The sequence below is a fragment of the Sphingomonas faeni genome (assembly GCF_024273235.1).
GTDB lineage: Bacteria > Pseudomonadota > Alphaproteobacteria > Sphingomonadales > Sphingomonadaceae > Sphingomonas > Sphingomonas faeni_A.
Genome location: NZ_JANBVH010000012.1, coordinates 1 through 15,505, shown reverse-complemented (window position 1 = coordinate 15,505; position 15,505 = coordinate 1). Strand labels below are relative to the sequence as shown.

Here is a 15,505-nt window from a genome sequence, read left to right as displayed (position 1 = left end):
CGCTGTATTCCCCAGATGCCTTTGCGTTCATTCACCTATCACAGGAGGCTTGTTTGCCCGATCAACACACCCGAAGGACCTTCATCGGTCTCAGCCTCGGCACGGGGATCGCCACTATCGCGCTTCCCGCCTGTGCACAGCGTAGCGCCACATCGCGCGTTTTCGACGTGCGCGATTTTGGCGCACGCGGCGATAATACGAGCAACGACGCCCCAGCATTCCAGCGCGCGATCGATGCCGCAGCGACTGCAGGCGGAGGCACGGTTCGCTTTGGTCCTGGCACCTTTCTCCTGCGCTTTCGTCCTGCCCAAGACGGGATCGGTGTCGAGGCGTTCACGATGCGGGGCGGCGTCACACTTGAGGGAGTAGATCGCGCCCGCTCGGTGTTGCGCTTGGCCGACGCGCAACGTGGCAATGGTACCTATGCGCGCATCATCTCGACCAATGGCGCACTGGAAAATGCCATTCTCCGCAATTTCACGGTCGATGCAAACCGTACCGGACAGGGCGAGTTTCGCAACGACGGCAATGGTGGTGCCGTCGTGCTGGGCTGGGGCGGTCGGTGCGAGAACGTCACGATCGAGCGGTTGAACGTGTACGACGCCAATGGACAGGGTATCATGCTTCTCGGCGCTCTTGGTAATCCAGGCCGGAAGTTGCGCGTCACCGACTGCTTGGTGGAACGGGCGAGCTATATCGGCATCCAGAGCTCGCAATTCGACGGGCTCGTGATCGAACGCAATACCGTGTCCGACTGCGTCGACAACGGCATCGATATCTATGGCAACGACGATGCAGGCCATTCCATCGTCTCGACCTCGCACAATGGATTGATCCGGGCCAATACCGTGCGCGCTTGCAGCATCGGCATCTTTCTCGAAACCGTCGCCGATTGCCAGACGGTCGATAACGACATTACCGCGTGTCGGGCAGCTGGCATTCGAGTTAATCGGATCAACGGCCAACCCCGCAATTTGAAAATTACGAACAACCGCATTACCGGAGGCCCTATCGGGTTGGCGATTGGCGGGGATACCGGGGGAGTGACGATCAGCCGCAACATCGTCCGGGGGTTCACCGCCGCTGGCATCCAGTTCAGTTACAATGTCAGTTACGTGACCGTCACCGACAACCAATTCACGCCCACCAAGCCGACTGTGCCAATCGTGGTCGGCGATCCTGTCCAGCTGGGTCGCAATCCGGAGGAACAGCTGACCTTCATCACGATCCGCGGCAACCGCGTCCCGCGCGGACATTCCCCTACGCGGATGTTCGTCAATCATTATCGCCGGGAATGGCAGCTCAATGCCGGTGATTTCCGCGCCACCCTTCCCTGAAGTCACCCTATGCGGACGCTATCCACCGGATCCGTGGATAGCGCCGGTGGCGGGACGGCGCTGATCGAAGGGCTATCCAATGGGTGATGTTCAGATGCCCTCATAGTCTAGCATCCTGGCCTTGCGTACCGCGAACAGCCCGTTCTGCGGTGCGCGCGCCCCTGCTTGCGACGTCGCGATCAGCACCTCGCCTTCCGACACAAAGCTTACGCCATCGCCGGCGAACGATCACCACGACGACCGGCTGATAACATGCACAGCATAGCTCGATCCTAATAATGGGTCGTCTTCAATTCCGACCATAATATTGGCCAGATAATCGCTAGGCCCGGGCTGTGCATTCGGTTAACGTTAGCATCGCTTTGATTGCATCGACGACCTCTATTGTCGGCGATGGCCCCCAAAACTCTGGATCGACCTGGCGCAATGCGGGAGCGGGATCGTAATAGCCGTGGGTCGTGGTAACGAGGGGAACCTTGTTCTCGATCGCGTATAGATCAATAAGTGAGGTTACCTCGAAAAAGCTCGCATTAATGACCAGCGCGGCGCCCGACACGGCGGGAAAGAACAGCGACTTTGGAAGCTGGCTCACATAGATGATGCCATTAGCCAGGGCGAAGTCGATCGACGAACGGAAATAGGCCGTGTCCGATCCTTTCCCGCCAGCCAACACCACCTCGTATCCATGCTCACGCATGTTCATCGAGGCCAGCGCCTGCAAAGCCGCAAGCTGGTTTTTGCGTGGTTCGATCCTGCCCGGAACCAATATGTATCGTGGCACACCTTGCCCAACCGCGGATACATAGGCCGCCACGGGATGCGGTAGCAGCCATGCTCCGCGAGGTGGCACGCCGTATCGTTTGCTGATTTCGGCGAGTTCTGCCGTCGATGTCACCAGCAGCTCGCAGCGCTCGATCAGGCCGGCAATCACGCGCCCACGACCGATCGCAGCACGCAATCGGCCGATATCAAGCGTCCGCACCGCCTTCGCCGTATCGACCATCGCCTCGTATCGATCGGGCCGACCACCGGCGATCGCACTCAGCAGCCGCTTCGGACCATGCACCTGGGTCAGATATTTTCTGACACCCTTATTGGGATGATGGAGCGGGTACAGCAATGCTCGCCCATCGGGGTGGGCGCGGCCAAGCGCGGTGGCCGCATCATAAGGGCGATCTATATTGAAAAGAAACAGAAGGTCTTGCGCCTCCAGAGCCGCGGGAAGATCTTTGATCCCAACGATCGATACCGTTGCTCCAGCGGCTTCTGCCGATCGGCCGATCTGACGCGCCAAATCGACGTCACCGCCGGGTTTCGTGGCATGATCGCTACGCAACACGAAATAGCAGTGACGATAGGCGGCGAGCGAAGTGATATCGAAAAATGCCACCAACGTCTTCGCCTTACCCCTAATTCGAGCGGTCGGTATGGCGATATCGCGGGGTGGCAGCAAGCGCCTAAAAGCCGTCATCGACTTGGAAGCATGCGTTATTCATCCGGTTTTGGATGAACGTTTGCCACACGCCTTATCCGGCTGTCGTCAGCACCAAGGAATGGCCGCGAGTCGCGCCGTACCTGCTGTTGCAGGACAAGGGGTGCCGGCAGCGGGGACACGACCTGGGCGAAGTGTTCAATGGTCTCCGCTCTATCGTTATGGCCGACGCGCGGTGACGGTTAATGCCGAACGGGCTACCGCCCTTGGGCGACGGTATATCAACAGACGCGGCACTCGTTGGTGGCGAGATACTTGGTTCCGCTGGTCGAGCGATGTGCGCGAAGTGTTCCGCCTACGCTTCCCCGAACATGCCTGTGGCGGGAGCCGTTCGATGTTCTGCGCTTAACGCGAAATACCGTCTACAGCCGGTCATACGTCATGCTCACCGGGGTGATGAACAGGCTTGCTCCTATGACCTTCGAGGAGCCGTCTTTTCATAGCCTAAATTCTCGATGACCGGCCGACAGATCGACGCAAAGCAAGGCGACGTCTGCAGGATCGAGCCGATAGACAATGATCGACAAGAACCATGACGCCTCGTCCCGTCACCGATGATGAGGTTGCTCGCTATTGCCCAGCACCGGACCATGCGGCTCCGATACCCGCCTTTGCACACGCGCGGGCGTGCCGAACGCCATCGATCCCGCCGGGATCGAGCGCGTGACGAGCGAGTTCGCGCCGATCACGCAATCGTCGCCGATCTCCACCCCATCCAGGATAGAGACGTTGTTGCCGAGCCAGCAGCGATTGCCGATTCGGACGCCGCGGCGTTCGGTATGACCCGAGACGAAGCTGCCGGCTTCGTCCGCCGCATGCGCTTCCGCGGTGATGGTGAGACCGGCGCCGGCCTGGACACCGCTGCCGATCCGGATCGGACCTCCGATCCCGATTACCGCACGCGGCCCGATATAGGAATGCGCGCCGATCCACAGCCCCTCGGCCGGGTCGTTCAAACCGCTGCGTCCTTGGATCCAGGCATGTTCGCGGATCGTCACTCGGTCTTCCAGCACGATGCCATCACGGGCGGACCCGTCGACGTAGCTGAATCCACCAATCAGCACGCCACGACCGGTGCGGATTCTGCCGGACATGACCCATTGGATGTTGGGTCCCAGCATAACGCCGCGCCAGCGCCGCAGATGGAGCATTGACCAGACAAGACCGCGCACCATCGGCACCGCGCCCTTCGAGATCATGTAACCCAGGTCGCCTGCGCCGATGGCGTAGTCCCGCCCCGTCAGGACTTTGATGAGTTTGGCGATCATCGCGGCGCTCCTTCTGCGATGACATCGCGGTAGATGGTCATGAGTCGGGTATAGAACCGGTCTTCGGAAAAAACGTCGCTTGCGCGAGCTCGGCCCGCCTCGCCCATTTTGCGCGCATGCACCGGATCGGCAAGCACCCGGTCGACCGCTGCGATGAAGCCTTCGAGATCGCCCGGTGCGACGAGATAGCCATCGGTGCCGTCGCGCACGATCTCGCTCAGCCCGCCGGTCCGGCTCGCGATGACGGGTGTACCTGCGGCCATCGCCTCGACGGCGGTCAGGCCGAACGCCTCGGGCCAGAGTGACGGAACAACGACACAGGCTGCGGTACGGACCGTGTCGAGCAACGCGGCATGATCGAGCTGACCGAGCATCGTGAGGTTGCCCAGCGCTTCCGCCTCGATCGCAGGCCGCGCGCTGCCTTCGCCGGCCATGACGAATGCCGTATCGGGCCGGGCCCGCGCAAGATCAACGAACAGCGCGACGCCCTTGTAGCTTTCGAGCCGGCCGACGAACACGACACAGCCTCGCACGCCCGCAGGCGGCAAAGTGGCCGCGTCGGGCAGGTCAACCGGGTTGGGCAGTGTCTGCATGTGCGAGGCAGGCAGGCCCATCTCACCCAGCAGATCGCGCTGGAAATCGCTGACCGGCAGGAACCGGCGCACGATCGAGCGATAGCCGAGGCTGTCGGCGATCGTCATCTCGGCGACCGATGCAAGCGTCTTAGCGACGGAACCGTTGCAGCGATGCATGACGGCATGCCAGTGGCGCCCGCCTGCGCATTGCCGACAGATCGCACCGTCGCGGAACATCGTCGAGCGCGAACAGACCGAACGATATTCGTGCAGCGTCTGCACCACCGGCACGCCTGCATCGCGCAGGACGGGGAGAATGGCAGGCGACAATCTTTTGTACCAGCTGTGGAGATGAACCACGTCGAAGCGTTCGTCGCGCATAAGTGCGCGCAGCGCGCGGGCGGCCGCGGGGCGGTATAGCGTGGCCGGCATTTCGGCGAGCGGGGTGTGATCGGTCCGCGCGGCCGACGGGAACCGGTCTGCCCAAGGACTGGACTGGTCGGCAGGATCGGATGCGGTGAATGGCACGACCTCGTGCCCGCGCTCCTGGAGGATACGCGTCTGCTCGAACATCATCCGGTCCATGCCCCCGACGACGTAGTGGTTCTGGCTGATGGTGAGGATACGCATGTCTTGATCCGGATGTCGGCGCAGGGGTTAGCGCGATAGGTTTGCGGCAGGGCGCGCGTCGGTCTGGTGCGGAGGCCTATCCCAAAGGATAGCGGTCGTTCGGCCCCAATTGGCCGCGTAACCCTTCGTCCATACTTTCTCGGATGAAGCGATAGCGGTCCATCCGCCCGAGACGTCGCGCATACCGGTGCAGGATCGCGAAATACAGCCGGCGGTTCAACGCGAACATTGCAGGCTGACGACGCCGGAAACGGCTCTCGAAATAAGCAAGGTTGCGCACCGAATAATAGGTCCGGAAATCGCTGTCCGACAAAAGCGCGCCGATGAACCGGTTGCGGACGTGCGACGTCTGTTGGAAGGAGCCTTCGAGATCCTCGACCAGCGCCTCGGGCACCTGGACGATGCGCCCGCCTTTGCAGGTAATCCGCCACGTAAATTCGGTGTCGTCGCCGTACATGAAGAAATCGCGCCGCGGCAACCCGATGCTGTCCACCAGCGAACGGTGAAAGAACATTCCGCCAAAATGCGTGATCCCCAGCGTGACGCGGTGTGGCTGGGCCTTGCGTCGCCCAGGCAGGCGGTGGGCGATCTTCGAGACGATATCAGCGATGTGAAAACCGCTGAAACTGTCCCACCGCGTCATCAACTGCTTGGCAGAGACATCGCCCGTGGCATGCTCAGCCCTCATGGCGACAACCGCCAATAGCGCAGGAGGCGTACGCTCCGCCTCTTCGGCATACGCCGCCTGCAACGCCGCCAGACAGCCGGGTTTCGGGCGATTGTCGTCGTCGAGTATCCAGACGAAAGGCTTGCCGGTTCGTATGGCCGTCTCGAATGCCACGACGAAACCGTGCGCACTGCCCATATTGCCGCCCATCGAGACGATCTCGACCCAATCGCCGAACAGCGCCGCCAGGTCCGTTTCAACCGGCCAGCGCGCGCCGTTGTCCACGACCACGACCTTCCCCACACCTTCCTCGCGAAGGCGATCGAGCACGGATAACAGCATCGATTTGCGGTCCCCGTACGTCACGAGCGCAACGACGACGTCACTGGGCGCAGGAATGCCCGATACAGAGCGTGTAGAGGGGGCAATCATCGTGCTGCCCCCCCGCCGAAGCCCAGCCACCGACCGCGCGGTCGCCGCAGCATCTCGCCCGGTTTCAGCTTCTGGGGAAGCGCAAACGGATGCCGGGCTTCTTCGAACGCGATGAAAGCCCATAGGAGCGGCATCACCTTAGACGAGGTAAAAATATCGATGAACACGCCCACCACCGCCATCATGATCAACGAATATCGTGCCACGCCGTTGGGCTCGAGGCGCTTGATTGTCACCCCAAGCCAGATCAGGAACGTAACGAGCCCTATCAACCCGGTCTCGCCGAATATCCGCACGTAGTAATTGTCGAGCGCATTGCTCCAAGCGCCGGGCGACCATCCGATAAGCAAAGCGAGCGGGTTGTTGAATGTGGACTTGATGAGTGTGGGCCAACGCACCGCCCGAAGACGGAAACTCATATCGCCCTTGGTATCGACCATGTAGCGCGTAATCGTGTTGCCATCGAGCAAGCGCTCGCGAAAGAAGCTGGGATCATCAAGAACTGGCGCGCGTTGCCACGATACGATCAAGACGTTCGCCATGCGCTCGGGTGACTCGGACTGCCCGATCCGCGTATCGCTCAGCGAATTCATCAAAGGCTGAATTGCAAGCGGATACAGGACGAAGACGAGCATCCCGGCGACTACGGCCCTTAGCGGTCTTGACGAAAAATAGCTTACCACCATTCCTACAAGCGTCACCCGTGACTGAGTGAAGAACACCAGCACCAGAAGCGGGACCGCAACGATGTAACTTGATACCGCATAGGCCAGCATTGCCAACATCACCGACGTTTCGAAGGGGCCTGAGGTATTGATTGTCAGTCGCTGCGTCGCGCCTGCAAACTTACCGATTACCGGGATAACGGCAGATGCTTCCAGCACGCCCCATATTATGAAAATAGAACTAATTACGATGAACGATCGACGCATCGTCAACCAGCTCACTTCATGACATGCCTCGTAAAGTATAAAGTACCAGGCGAGATACTGGATCAGTCTAAATGCATAGAGAAGTCCCGTTGGCCCGATATCGGCGAAGTTGATGATGACCGATGCGAAATTTACAAAAATGAATACGCAATATAATTTTACTGGAAGAGATACTGATATATCTCGCCGCCTAGGCAGCATAATAAATGCTACAATCGCAACAATGCTGATGAGATCTTCCGGACGCACGGGTGCGCCCTCTCCAACAAGTGAGATCTTTGGAGATACTACATATAATAGGAAAAGAATGAAATAAAAGTTCAAGGTTCGCCTGCCTTCGTCGCGTTCGCGCGAGCCGTTTTGTCGTGCCCCATACGGACCTGCTGAACGCTGTCGTACATTGCCTTGAGCACCGCAGCCCCCTGCTCTTCGCCGTTCTTTGCCAGCCTTGCGAGATGGGCCAGGCAATCTTCGCGTCGCCTTGCCCAATCGGACGCACCGAAACGTGCGGCCGAGGCGACGAGCGCCGTATCGCCCGCAATATTAAGCGACAATAGCAATCCGGGGTCACGAATGCGATCGGGAATACAGCCGGTAGACGTTGCCAAAACATCGACACCGCGCGAATACGCCTCGATCATAACCAGCGGTTCAGCTTCGTCCACCAAGGTGGTCGGCAACACAAACAGATCGATATCCTGGTAGAAGCGCTCCTTCTCCTCCCCGGCAACTTCTCCGCGATAGTCGAACGCTCCAGAGTGGCGTACCTCAGCCTCACGCACTGTCGCGAGAAGCGCTGGGTCACTCGAAGGACCGGCAATCACGAGGCGGATGCCGGGTACCTCGCGGCATAGAGCGTCAAACAGCTCGAACAGGTACGATACGCCCTTTTCGCGAGTCAGTACGGATACATGGCCCAATGTCAGTGGTCGGCCCGGTCGCGGGGAGAGTTTGCTCCGTATGTCAGAACCTAGCAGAACCGTGTTCGACATCGTGTGGGCGCGTCCCGCGCCGGGAGGCAAATACAAGCCTGCAAAGCGATCGCGCATGCCATCCGACAACAGAATATGGTTCTGCGCAGGCCCCGCCCAGGCAACAAGGGTGCGCATGACCCGCATGGGCCCAAGATTGATCGATCGGAACGAATGATGATGAAACCACATCGTAAGCCCGCGCAGCCGTGCCACAGCAATCGTTGGCAACAACAGCCATGCGCCCAATTGTCCCGGAATTGATATATAGACCGCATCGCCCCGCCGCCCTGCGCGCAGAAGCCTCCAGCTATTCGCTAGGGACCGACCGATCTTGCCGAGCGTCGAGCGGCCCAACAAGAGCGGCCTCAGACGCATGGTTCGAGACATCAGCGTCCACATGGCCGCGTTGCAGTTCGCCTGACCATTGATGGGCGGAGGCAGAGAGGCGAGAAACCAAAGTTGCCCCCCTGCCCGCGGAGGAGGCAAGGTGGGGTCTGAAGGTGAGTCAGAAATCGACACAGGAGCCATGTCGCTGGGGTTCGGCATCCGAAATTGCTCCCCGGTACGGCAATGGATTGATGGTCAGATTGCCACTCAGGGCATCTTATGCGAAAGGCAGCCCCATAACGATGGAACACGTTAAGGAAAAGACGAAATGACGCAAGCCGGCGCTCGCAGCGACGCCATTGCGGCTGGGGGCCTGCTGGTCGTTGCCTTATTCCTTGGGGGGGGCAATTGGCTTTTCCCCCTGCAACGCATGATCGTCGAGATCGCAGCGGTACTAGTCCTTGCGTGGTTCTGCCTACGCCCTGGGCGGATGCCGCAGGGAAATACGACGGGCATCTCCACCAAGGTCATAATCGGGCTGATCGTAGCGACCCTGCTACTACTGCTGGTGCAGCTGGTACCGGTATCGCCATCGATATGGCACAGCCTTCCGGGCCGTGAGCATCAACTGGACGTCTACACTGCGGCCGGCGCCCCCGACCGCTGGGCGCCGATCAGCCTCAATTCCTCCGCTACGCGCGACACGATCGCTTTCTTCCTTGTACCACTGTCCATGTTTGTCGCAGTCCTACGTATCGACCGCGACGCACAACGACGCCTGCTTATGGTGATCGCGGCCTTCTGCCTGCTGAACGGCTTTCTGGTGATGGCCCAGTTCCAGGGCTTTTCGTGGCTGACCTTCTACAGCACCTATGGCCGGCCTGGCACCGGCCTGTTCGCCAACAAAAACCATAGCGCGGTCTTCCTCGTGGCGGCAATGCCTGCGGTGGCCTGGGCGATCATGGAAAGCCGGCAGACCGTCGCGATCACGACCCGCCGCTGGATCGCGGTCGGCACCATTGGCTTCCTGTCGCTCGCCGTATTTGGCTGCCTTTCGCGCGCAGGACTGGGTCTTCTGCCCCTAGGCATTGCAGTATCGGCAGTAATCTTGGCACCAGGCGCAGTTGGCGGGCGGCGCACCGCGGTGGCTTTCGGGTGCTTCGTGGCACTGATGCTGTTGCTTGTGGTCATATTGCCAAAAACCGACGTCGTAGCGCGGGCGCTGGCCCGTTTCGACGCTACATCGGATCTGCGATACCAGTTCTGGCCGGTCGTCAAGGACGGCATCCGAGCCTATTTTCCGGTCGGCTCAGGCTTTGGCACATTCCAGCCGGTCTTCGCCGCGCTCGAACCGCTTTCCATCGTCAAGCCCACATACGTCAACCACGCCCATTCCGATTACCTGGAAATCGCGCTGGAAGGCGGCTTGGTAGCCGTCATACTTATGCTCGCCTTCATCGTCTGGTTTGCGGCGACCGCGATCGTCAGATTGCGAACCTGCCGGCGAGGACAGGTGGGCTTCGCGCCGGTTGCGATCGCGGTCGCTGGCATCACCGAGCTGCTATTGCATTCGGTTCTAGACTATCCGCTTCGCACGCTTGCGCTCGCCACCCTAGCCAGCGTTTATTGCGCGGTCCTTTCTAACCGACCAACTGCGCTGGATTTACAAGAGCTCAGTCGCTATCGACGTGGAAATCGCAGTCGTGCGCGCCCTGAGGTGGACCGGAACCGTCCGGTCGAGTCCCTAAGAGAGTTTCGGTAACACTATGACAAAGGCAGTTGCAGCCGGTCTCTTGAGCATGGCGGTCTGTTTGACCGCCTGCGCGACCTCCGAACAATTCGATCTTCCCCAAGGTCAGCAAGCCTATGAGGTAATCCCTCCCCAGCGCATTGAGGCCAATCAGACTGCCTACCGGATCAATCCGAGCGATAGTCTGACGATAACCGTGTTCAGAGAGGCGGAGCTTGGGGTCAAGGAGGCGCCGGTAGAATCGGGCGGCGGGCTGGTGCTCCCGCTAATCGGAGAAGTTCACGCCGCTGGGCGTACGAGCTCCGAGCTGGCAGCAGATATCGAGACCGCGCTACGTCAACGCGGTTTGCGTCAGCCTCGCGTCTCGGTAATCATTGCCTCGACGAAGTCACAAAACGTCGTCGTCGATGGCGCTGTTCAAGAGGCTGGCGTGTATCAGCTTCTGGGACAGACTACGCTGCTCCAAAGCATCGCGATGGCCAAGGGGGCGAGCAAAGTCGCCAAGCTCGATCGTGTGGCGATATTCCGGACGATCAACGGAGTCCGTAGCGGCGCACTGTTCGACGTGATGGCCATTCGCGAGGGACGCATGGCGGACCCTTACATCCAGAGCGGGGATTACGTGATCGTGGGAACATCCTCGAGCAAATCCCGCTACTATGATATTTTGGCCGTTCTCCCGACATTCGCTACGTTCGTAGCGCTCGTCCGATGATCGAACTGCTTCAGCACATCACGAAATCGCAGAGCCCTGTATGAACGATGCTTACCATAACGACCTGCCTGGCAAGACCGCCCGAGGGCCCGTGGATAACGGACTGCCGCCGGGCGTGGTCGCGCGCCAATCGCAGGATCATGCTACAAAGCACCTGATCGATGTGCGCGCGATCTGGTCAACAGTGTACCGCAACCGGTTCCTGATGATCGGCGCGCTCGTCGTCTGCATCGCGTTGGGCGTGATAGTCACGTTTTTGAGCACGCCGATCTACAAGGCAACGGCCCAGATTCAGATCGACATTCAGGAAGCCAAGATCATCGAGGGCGCCGATGTTAAGGCGCCTTCGCAGGACGCCGACCGCTTTCTCCAAACGCAGGTCGACGTGCTGCAGAGCCGTTCGCTCGCTCGTGCCGTCGCGACCCAGCTTGGCCTGTTCCGCGATCCAACCTTCCTGCCGCTAATGCACATGAAGGTCGCCGAGGCTCCGCAAGGTTCGTTCAACCTTGCACAGACCCAACGCGAGCAGGTGGTGAACGCACTCGAGGCCAATTTAAAAGTTAAGCTGCCGGTCGATTCCAGCGCGGTAAATGTCTCGTTTCAAAGTCCCGATCGGGCGTTGTCGGCGAAAATCGCGAACAGTTTCGCGGACAATTTCATCACCAGCAATCTACGGCGCAAGTTTGATACCAGTGCCTATGCACGGCAGTTCTTAGAGAACCAGCTCAAGCAAACGCGTCAGCGGCTGGAGGAATCCGAGCGCGCGTTGATCGACTATGCACGGTCCGCGCGGCTGATTGATACAGGTTCGGGCCAGAGCGGTGCGCAATCCTCCGGGCCAAGCTCCCTGACGACATCGAGCCTGATCCAACTTAACCAAAACCTGTCTCAGGCAATCGCTGATCGTATCAAGACCGAAGAGCGCTGGCGCGAGACGACGGCTTCGCCGTTGATGAATCTCTCGATCGTTCAGCAAAATCCCGCTATCTCTGCCCTGGTCCAGCAACGAGCTCAGCTGCGCGCCCAGTATCAGCAAAATAGCAAGCGCTACGATCCGTCATACGCGACGCAGCAGGAGCTGCAGGCGCAGATGGACACTCTTTCCGCGCAGGCCACGCGCATTGCGACCGAACTGCGAGACGGTATTCGTCAGGACTATGCTGTCGCCCAGCGTCAGGAAAATGCGCTTAAGGAACAGCTTACCCAGTTCAAGAGCACGACGCTGGCCGAGCAAGATCGCGGTGTCCGCTACAATATCCTGCGCCGCGAAGTCGACACCAACCGTACGCTGTACGACGGGCTGCTCCAACGCTATAAGGAGATCAGTGCGGCGTCAGGCATTTCGGCCAACAACATCTCAATTATCGATCGTGCGGATCCACCTATCGGCGCCGTATCACCGAGACCGTTGTTGAACCTTGCGTTGGCGATCGTCGCAGGCCTTTTGGCAGGGTCTGGGCTCATATTCCTCCGCGAAAACTTCAACGACTTGATCCGGTCGACCAACGATGTCGAACGCATGCTCGGGTTGGCGGCGATCGGGGTCATTCCGAAGTTGAAGGAAGACACCAACGCCCGCGAGGAAATGGCGGATCGCAAATCCGACATGTCCGAAGCATATGCGGCACTGCGGACCAAATTGTTGCTCTCGACACCAACGGGCGCACCGAAAAGCCTGATTTTCACCAGCAGTGGGCCAGGTGAGGGCAAGTCGACGAGTGCACTCGCTACCGCGCGTAGCTTCGCGCAGATCGGTCGCAAGGTGATACTGATCGATGCCGATATGCGTCGTCCGTCTCAGCATAAGCGGTTCGAAGTCGACAATGCGCGCGGCCTGTCTAGTCTGCTTGCCAGCCAAGAGACGTTTGAGAATGTCCTGATCGACAGCGATCAGCCCGGCCTCGATCTCATCACTGCCGGTCCCGTACCCGTCAATCCTGCTGAATTGATTGCAGCACCTGGGATGCAAGCCTTGATCGAGCGGTGCGAGCGCGCCTACGATATCGTCATCATCGATGCGCCACCTGTCCTTGGCCTCGCCGATGCGCCTACGCTGGTCGCCAATGTCGGCAGCACGATCTTTGTTGTCGAAGCCAACCGCGTGCACGGACGTCAAGCAAAGGACGCACTGGGGCGTCTGGTGTCGGGCAACACGCACGTCCTCGGCGTGCTGCTAACCAAGTTCGATGCAAAATCGATCGGATATTCTTCGAACGATTACGGCTACGTCTACAATTACGGCGAGCGCCCTGCGTAAGGTTGAATGATGCACGCCGAACACACCGGTACGGAGCGGTCCACGCTCGCCCTCGCACGCAAGGGCGCGGTTATCGTGGCAGCCGCGTCGCTTGCCTGGTTCGTCGGCGTGCAAGGGCTTGCCGCGATCGCTGCAAAAAGTACCAGTCCCGCGCTTTTGCAGTTGTTTGATCCTGGGGCGCACCCGGCAGTCGGTTATCAGCTTGCTCGCATTTATTTGACGGCCAGGCAACCCGACAAGGCGGTCGAGATGGCGCGCCCCGCGACGCTGGCCAATCCAATGGAGGTGCGCGTTGTCCGCACGCTTGGCTTGGCGTTAGAAGCTAGCGACAAGAAGACGGCCTCGACGCGCGTGATGCGCGCTGCCGAAACGTTGAGTTGGCGCGATACACCGACGAGCATGTGGGTTTTACACGATGCCGCTCTACAGAGAAATTTGCCGCGGATCTTGGGCCAGTTAGATGCGCTTGCCCGGCGCCAGACCGAATTTAAACTGGTCCAAAGCCTGTTTTACGCTGGCCTCGATGATGCGGTTTCGCGTCAAGCGCTAGCTGAAAAGTTGGCAAATAATCCACCTTGGCGGAGTAGTTTTTTCGCGGATACGCGCGTCAATCTTCAGCCTCAGTCTTATGACCGGATGGAAGCGCTGCTCGATCTGCTCGATCGATCGAAGATGCCGCCATCATCGGCTGAGCGCATGACGTTCATTGCTCGGATGACGGAAACAGGCCAAGGCGCGAAGGCACGTACCTACTGGATACGCACATTCCATATCGCACCGGCTGCCCATAGCCAGGTACTCTACGATCCTGCGTTTCGCGCTGTCGCGACGCGGTCGAAGACGGCTCAGGTTAGTCCGTTCGAATGGAGCGTTGGCGACGACGCCCCGCAGTTCGTCTCATTCCGCCAAGACAATTACGGCTATCTGCTGGACGTCAATCCGGCCACCGACGTTAGCGTGCCGTTGATCAGGCAGACCCTAATGCTGACACCGGGTACGCACACGATCGATGCGAATATCGTTCAAGGCTCGGTACAGCAGGCACCGGCTGAATGGCAGCTAGCGTGCTCTCCGTCCGGCACGGCACTAATCCGCCGTTTCGCGACGCCGGGCAATGCGCTTTCCGGTGTGACGGTCACCGTCCCGGAGACAGGCTGCGACGTTCAGATCTTATCGTTGGTATCCAGCGACCGAACTGACGCCCAGCCTTTGACAATCCGATCGATATCAATCCGATGAGCGGCTCGCCGCAATAGGCGCGGCCGCTCATGGCCTTGAGTTTCAGGCATATTCGGCATTGCAACGGCACTTCATTCCAGAAATTCTAGAATGGATCGATCACGTGGTTGCCGACGTGCTCTACCCTGAGGCCTCGCCGCCTGGGCCAGATCGAAGACCACGCCCCGATGGTGTTCGCTATCTTTACAGGGGTCCTCGCACTGTTAAGGCGAACAATGATCGATTCAGTGCCCGCGCCAAACCCCGTCCTGCAAGAAGGTGCTGTCTTGCCGGGAGATCAACCGCCGGCCGCCAAATATCACGGCTTACAACAGTTACGCGCCGCGGCGGCGCTCTTGGTCGTGTTCTCGCACGTCATCGTTCGAGCGTTTCGCGACGTTCCTCACGATCCGAGGATCGCGGACCTCGTTGCCCAACTCGGCAGTCTGGGGGTGTGGACGTTTTTCGTGATTAGCGGCTTCATCATGCTGCACGTGAGTTGGCGCAGATTCGGTACCGAAGGACAGGCCGTTCGATTCCTCAGGGATCGCGCGATCCGCGTATTTCCCTTATACTGGCTGCTGACACTTGCTTATGCGGCGTTTGCCAAGGAGGCGACGCCTGTTGTCAACATCATCAAATCGCTGCTCTTCATCCCGCATGCCAACGCGTACAACGGGCAACCCTACCCGGTTTTTGCGCTGGGATGGACGCTGAATTACGAAGTGCTGTTTTACGCGATTTTTGCGCTGGGCTTGGTGTTGTCAGCCCGTAAAATAGGGATCGCCTTCGTTGTAGGCACTCTTGTGCTGCTGACGGTCGCGGGCCTGACACTGCACGGCCTGGGAACGGCTGGAACATTCTGGACATCCCCCATCATACTTCTTTTCCTTGCCGGGATGGTCATTTGCATCATGCGCCGTAAGGTGAT

Annotated in this window: 12 protein-coding genes; 6 read left to right on the top strand and 6 right to left on the bottom strand. The window is 59.5% G+C overall.

Annotated features, from left to right (window positions below; genetic code table 11):
* The first annotated feature begins 53 nt into the window (after positions 1–53).
* Complete coding sequence (locus tag NLI89_RS08425) at positions 54–1,337, top strand: right-handed parallel beta-helix repeat-containing protein (RefSeq protein ID WP_254686630.1); 1,284 nt, start codon at positions 54–56, stop codon at positions 1,335–1,337.
* Between the two features lie 322 nt (positions 1,338–1,659).
* On the opposite strand, the gene NLI89_RS08420 is transcribed toward NLI89_RS08425, so the two are convergent.
* The 6 genes from NLI89_RS08420 to NLI89_RS08390 form a co-directional block, all read right to left on the bottom strand.
* Positions 1,660–2,730 carry a hypothetical protein gene (locus NLI89_RS08420; protein WP_254686629.1) on the bottom strand — a complete coding sequence of 357 codons (1,071 nt, stop codon included), beginning with the start codon at positions 2,728–2,730 and terminating at the stop codon, positions 1,660–1,662.
* Positions 2,731–3,377: 647 nt separating this feature from the next.
* On the bottom strand, positions 3,378–4,097 hold the full coding sequence (locus NLI89_RS08410) for an acyltransferase (protein ID WP_254686628.1): 720 nt from the start codon (positions 4,095–4,097) through the stop codon (positions 3,378–3,380).
* The gene (locus tag NLI89_RS08405; protein ID WP_254686627.1) at positions 4,094–5,302 is read right to left on the bottom strand and encodes a glycosyltransferase family 4 protein; all 1,209 of its coding nucleotides are present in this window, start codon (positions 5,300–5,302) and stop codon (positions 4,094–4,096) included. The genes NLI89_RS08410 and NLI89_RS08405 overlap by 4 nt, the downstream gene beginning before the upstream one ends.
* A 76-nt stretch (positions 5,303–5,378) precedes the next feature.
* On the bottom strand, positions 5,379–6,311 hold the full coding sequence (locus NLI89_RS08400) for a glycosyltransferase (protein ID WP_254686626.1): 933 nt from the start codon (positions 6,309–6,311) through the stop codon (positions 5,379–5,381).
* Positions 6,312–6,397: 86 nt separating this feature from the next.
* Positions 6,398–7,657 (bottom strand): hypothetical protein, encoded by a 1,260-nt coding sequence (locus NLI89_RS08395; protein WP_254686625.1) that lies wholly within the window; start codon positions 7,655–7,657, stop codon positions 6,398–6,400.
* Positions 7,654–8,706: a glycosyltransferase family 4 protein gene (locus tag NLI89_RS08390; RefSeq protein ID WP_254686624.1), complete on the bottom strand. Its 1,053-nt coding sequence runs from the start codon at positions 8,704–8,706 to the stop codon at positions 7,654–7,656. Before NLI89_RS08390 ends, NLI89_RS08395 begins: the two co-directional genes overlap by 4 nt.
* Positions 8,707–8,962: 256 nt before the next feature.
* Here NLI89_RS08390 and NLI89_RS08385 point away from each other — a divergent pair, with 256 nt between their 5' ends.
* The 5 genes from NLI89_RS08385 to NLI89_RS08365 all read left to right on the top strand — a co-directional run.
* A complete protein-coding gene (locus NLI89_RS08385) occupies positions 8,963–10,396 on the top strand; it encodes an O-antigen ligase family protein (protein WP_254686623.1) in 1,434 nt (477 codons plus the stop codon).
* A 4-nt stretch (positions 10,397–10,400) separates the two neighbouring features.
* Positions 10,401–11,099: a polysaccharide biosynthesis/export family protein gene (locus NLI89_RS08380; protein WP_254686622.1), complete on the top strand. Its 699-nt coding sequence runs from the start codon at positions 10,401–10,403 to the stop codon at positions 11,097–11,099.
* A 40-nt stretch (positions 11,100–11,139) separates the two neighbouring features.
* Positions 11,140–13,356 carry a GumC family protein gene (locus NLI89_RS08375; protein ID WP_254686621.1) on the top strand — a complete coding sequence of 739 codons (2,217 nt, stop codon included), beginning with the start codon at positions 11,140–11,142 and terminating at the stop codon, positions 13,354–13,356.
* 6 nt (positions 13,357–13,362) lie between these two features.
* The gene (locus NLI89_RS08370) at positions 13,363–14,595 is read left to right on the top strand and encodes a hypothetical protein (protein WP_254686620.1); all 1,233 of its coding nucleotides are present in this window, start codon (positions 13,363–13,365) and stop codon (positions 14,593–14,595) included.
* Between the two features lie 215 nt (positions 14,596–14,810).
* A partial coding sequence (locus NLI89_RS08365; RefSeq protein ID WP_254686619.1) for an acyltransferase family protein occupies positions 14,811–15,505 on the top strand: 695 nt, incomplete at its 3' end.

Excerpts from the sequence above, each read along its gene's own strand:
- NLI89_RS08410 (WP_254686628.1), bottom strand. The coding sequence starts at position 4,097 with ATGATCGCCAAACTCATCAAAGTCCTGACGGGGCGGGACTACGCCATC.
- NLI89_RS08405 (WP_254686627.1), bottom strand. The coding sequence starts at position 5,302 with ATGCGTATCCTCACCATCAGCCAGAACCACTACGTCGTCGGGGGCATG.
- NLI89_RS08400 (WP_254686626.1), bottom strand. The coding sequence starts at position 6,311 with ATGCTGTTATCCGTGCTCGATCGCCTTCGCGAGGAAGGTGTGGGGAAG.
- NLI89_RS08390 (WP_254686624.1), bottom strand. The coding sequence starts at position 8,706 with ATGTGGACGCTGATGTCTCGAACCATGCGTCTGAGGCCGCTCTTGTTG.
- NLI89_RS08385 (WP_254686623.1), top strand. The coding sequence starts at position 8,963 with ATGACGCAAGCCGGCGCTCGCAGCGACGCCATTGCGGCTGGGGGCCTG.
- NLI89_RS08380 (WP_254686622.1), top strand. The coding sequence starts at position 10,401 with ATGACAAAGGCAGTTGCAGCCGGTCTCTTGAGCATGGCGGTCTGTTTG.
- NLI89_RS08375 (WP_254686621.1), top strand. The coding sequence starts at position 11,140 with ATGAACGATGCTTACCATAACGACCTGCCTGGCAAGACCGCCCGAGGG.
- NLI89_RS08370 (WP_254686620.1), top strand. The coding sequence starts at position 13,363 with ATGATGCACGCCGAACACACCGGTACGGAGCGGTCCACGCTCGCCCTC.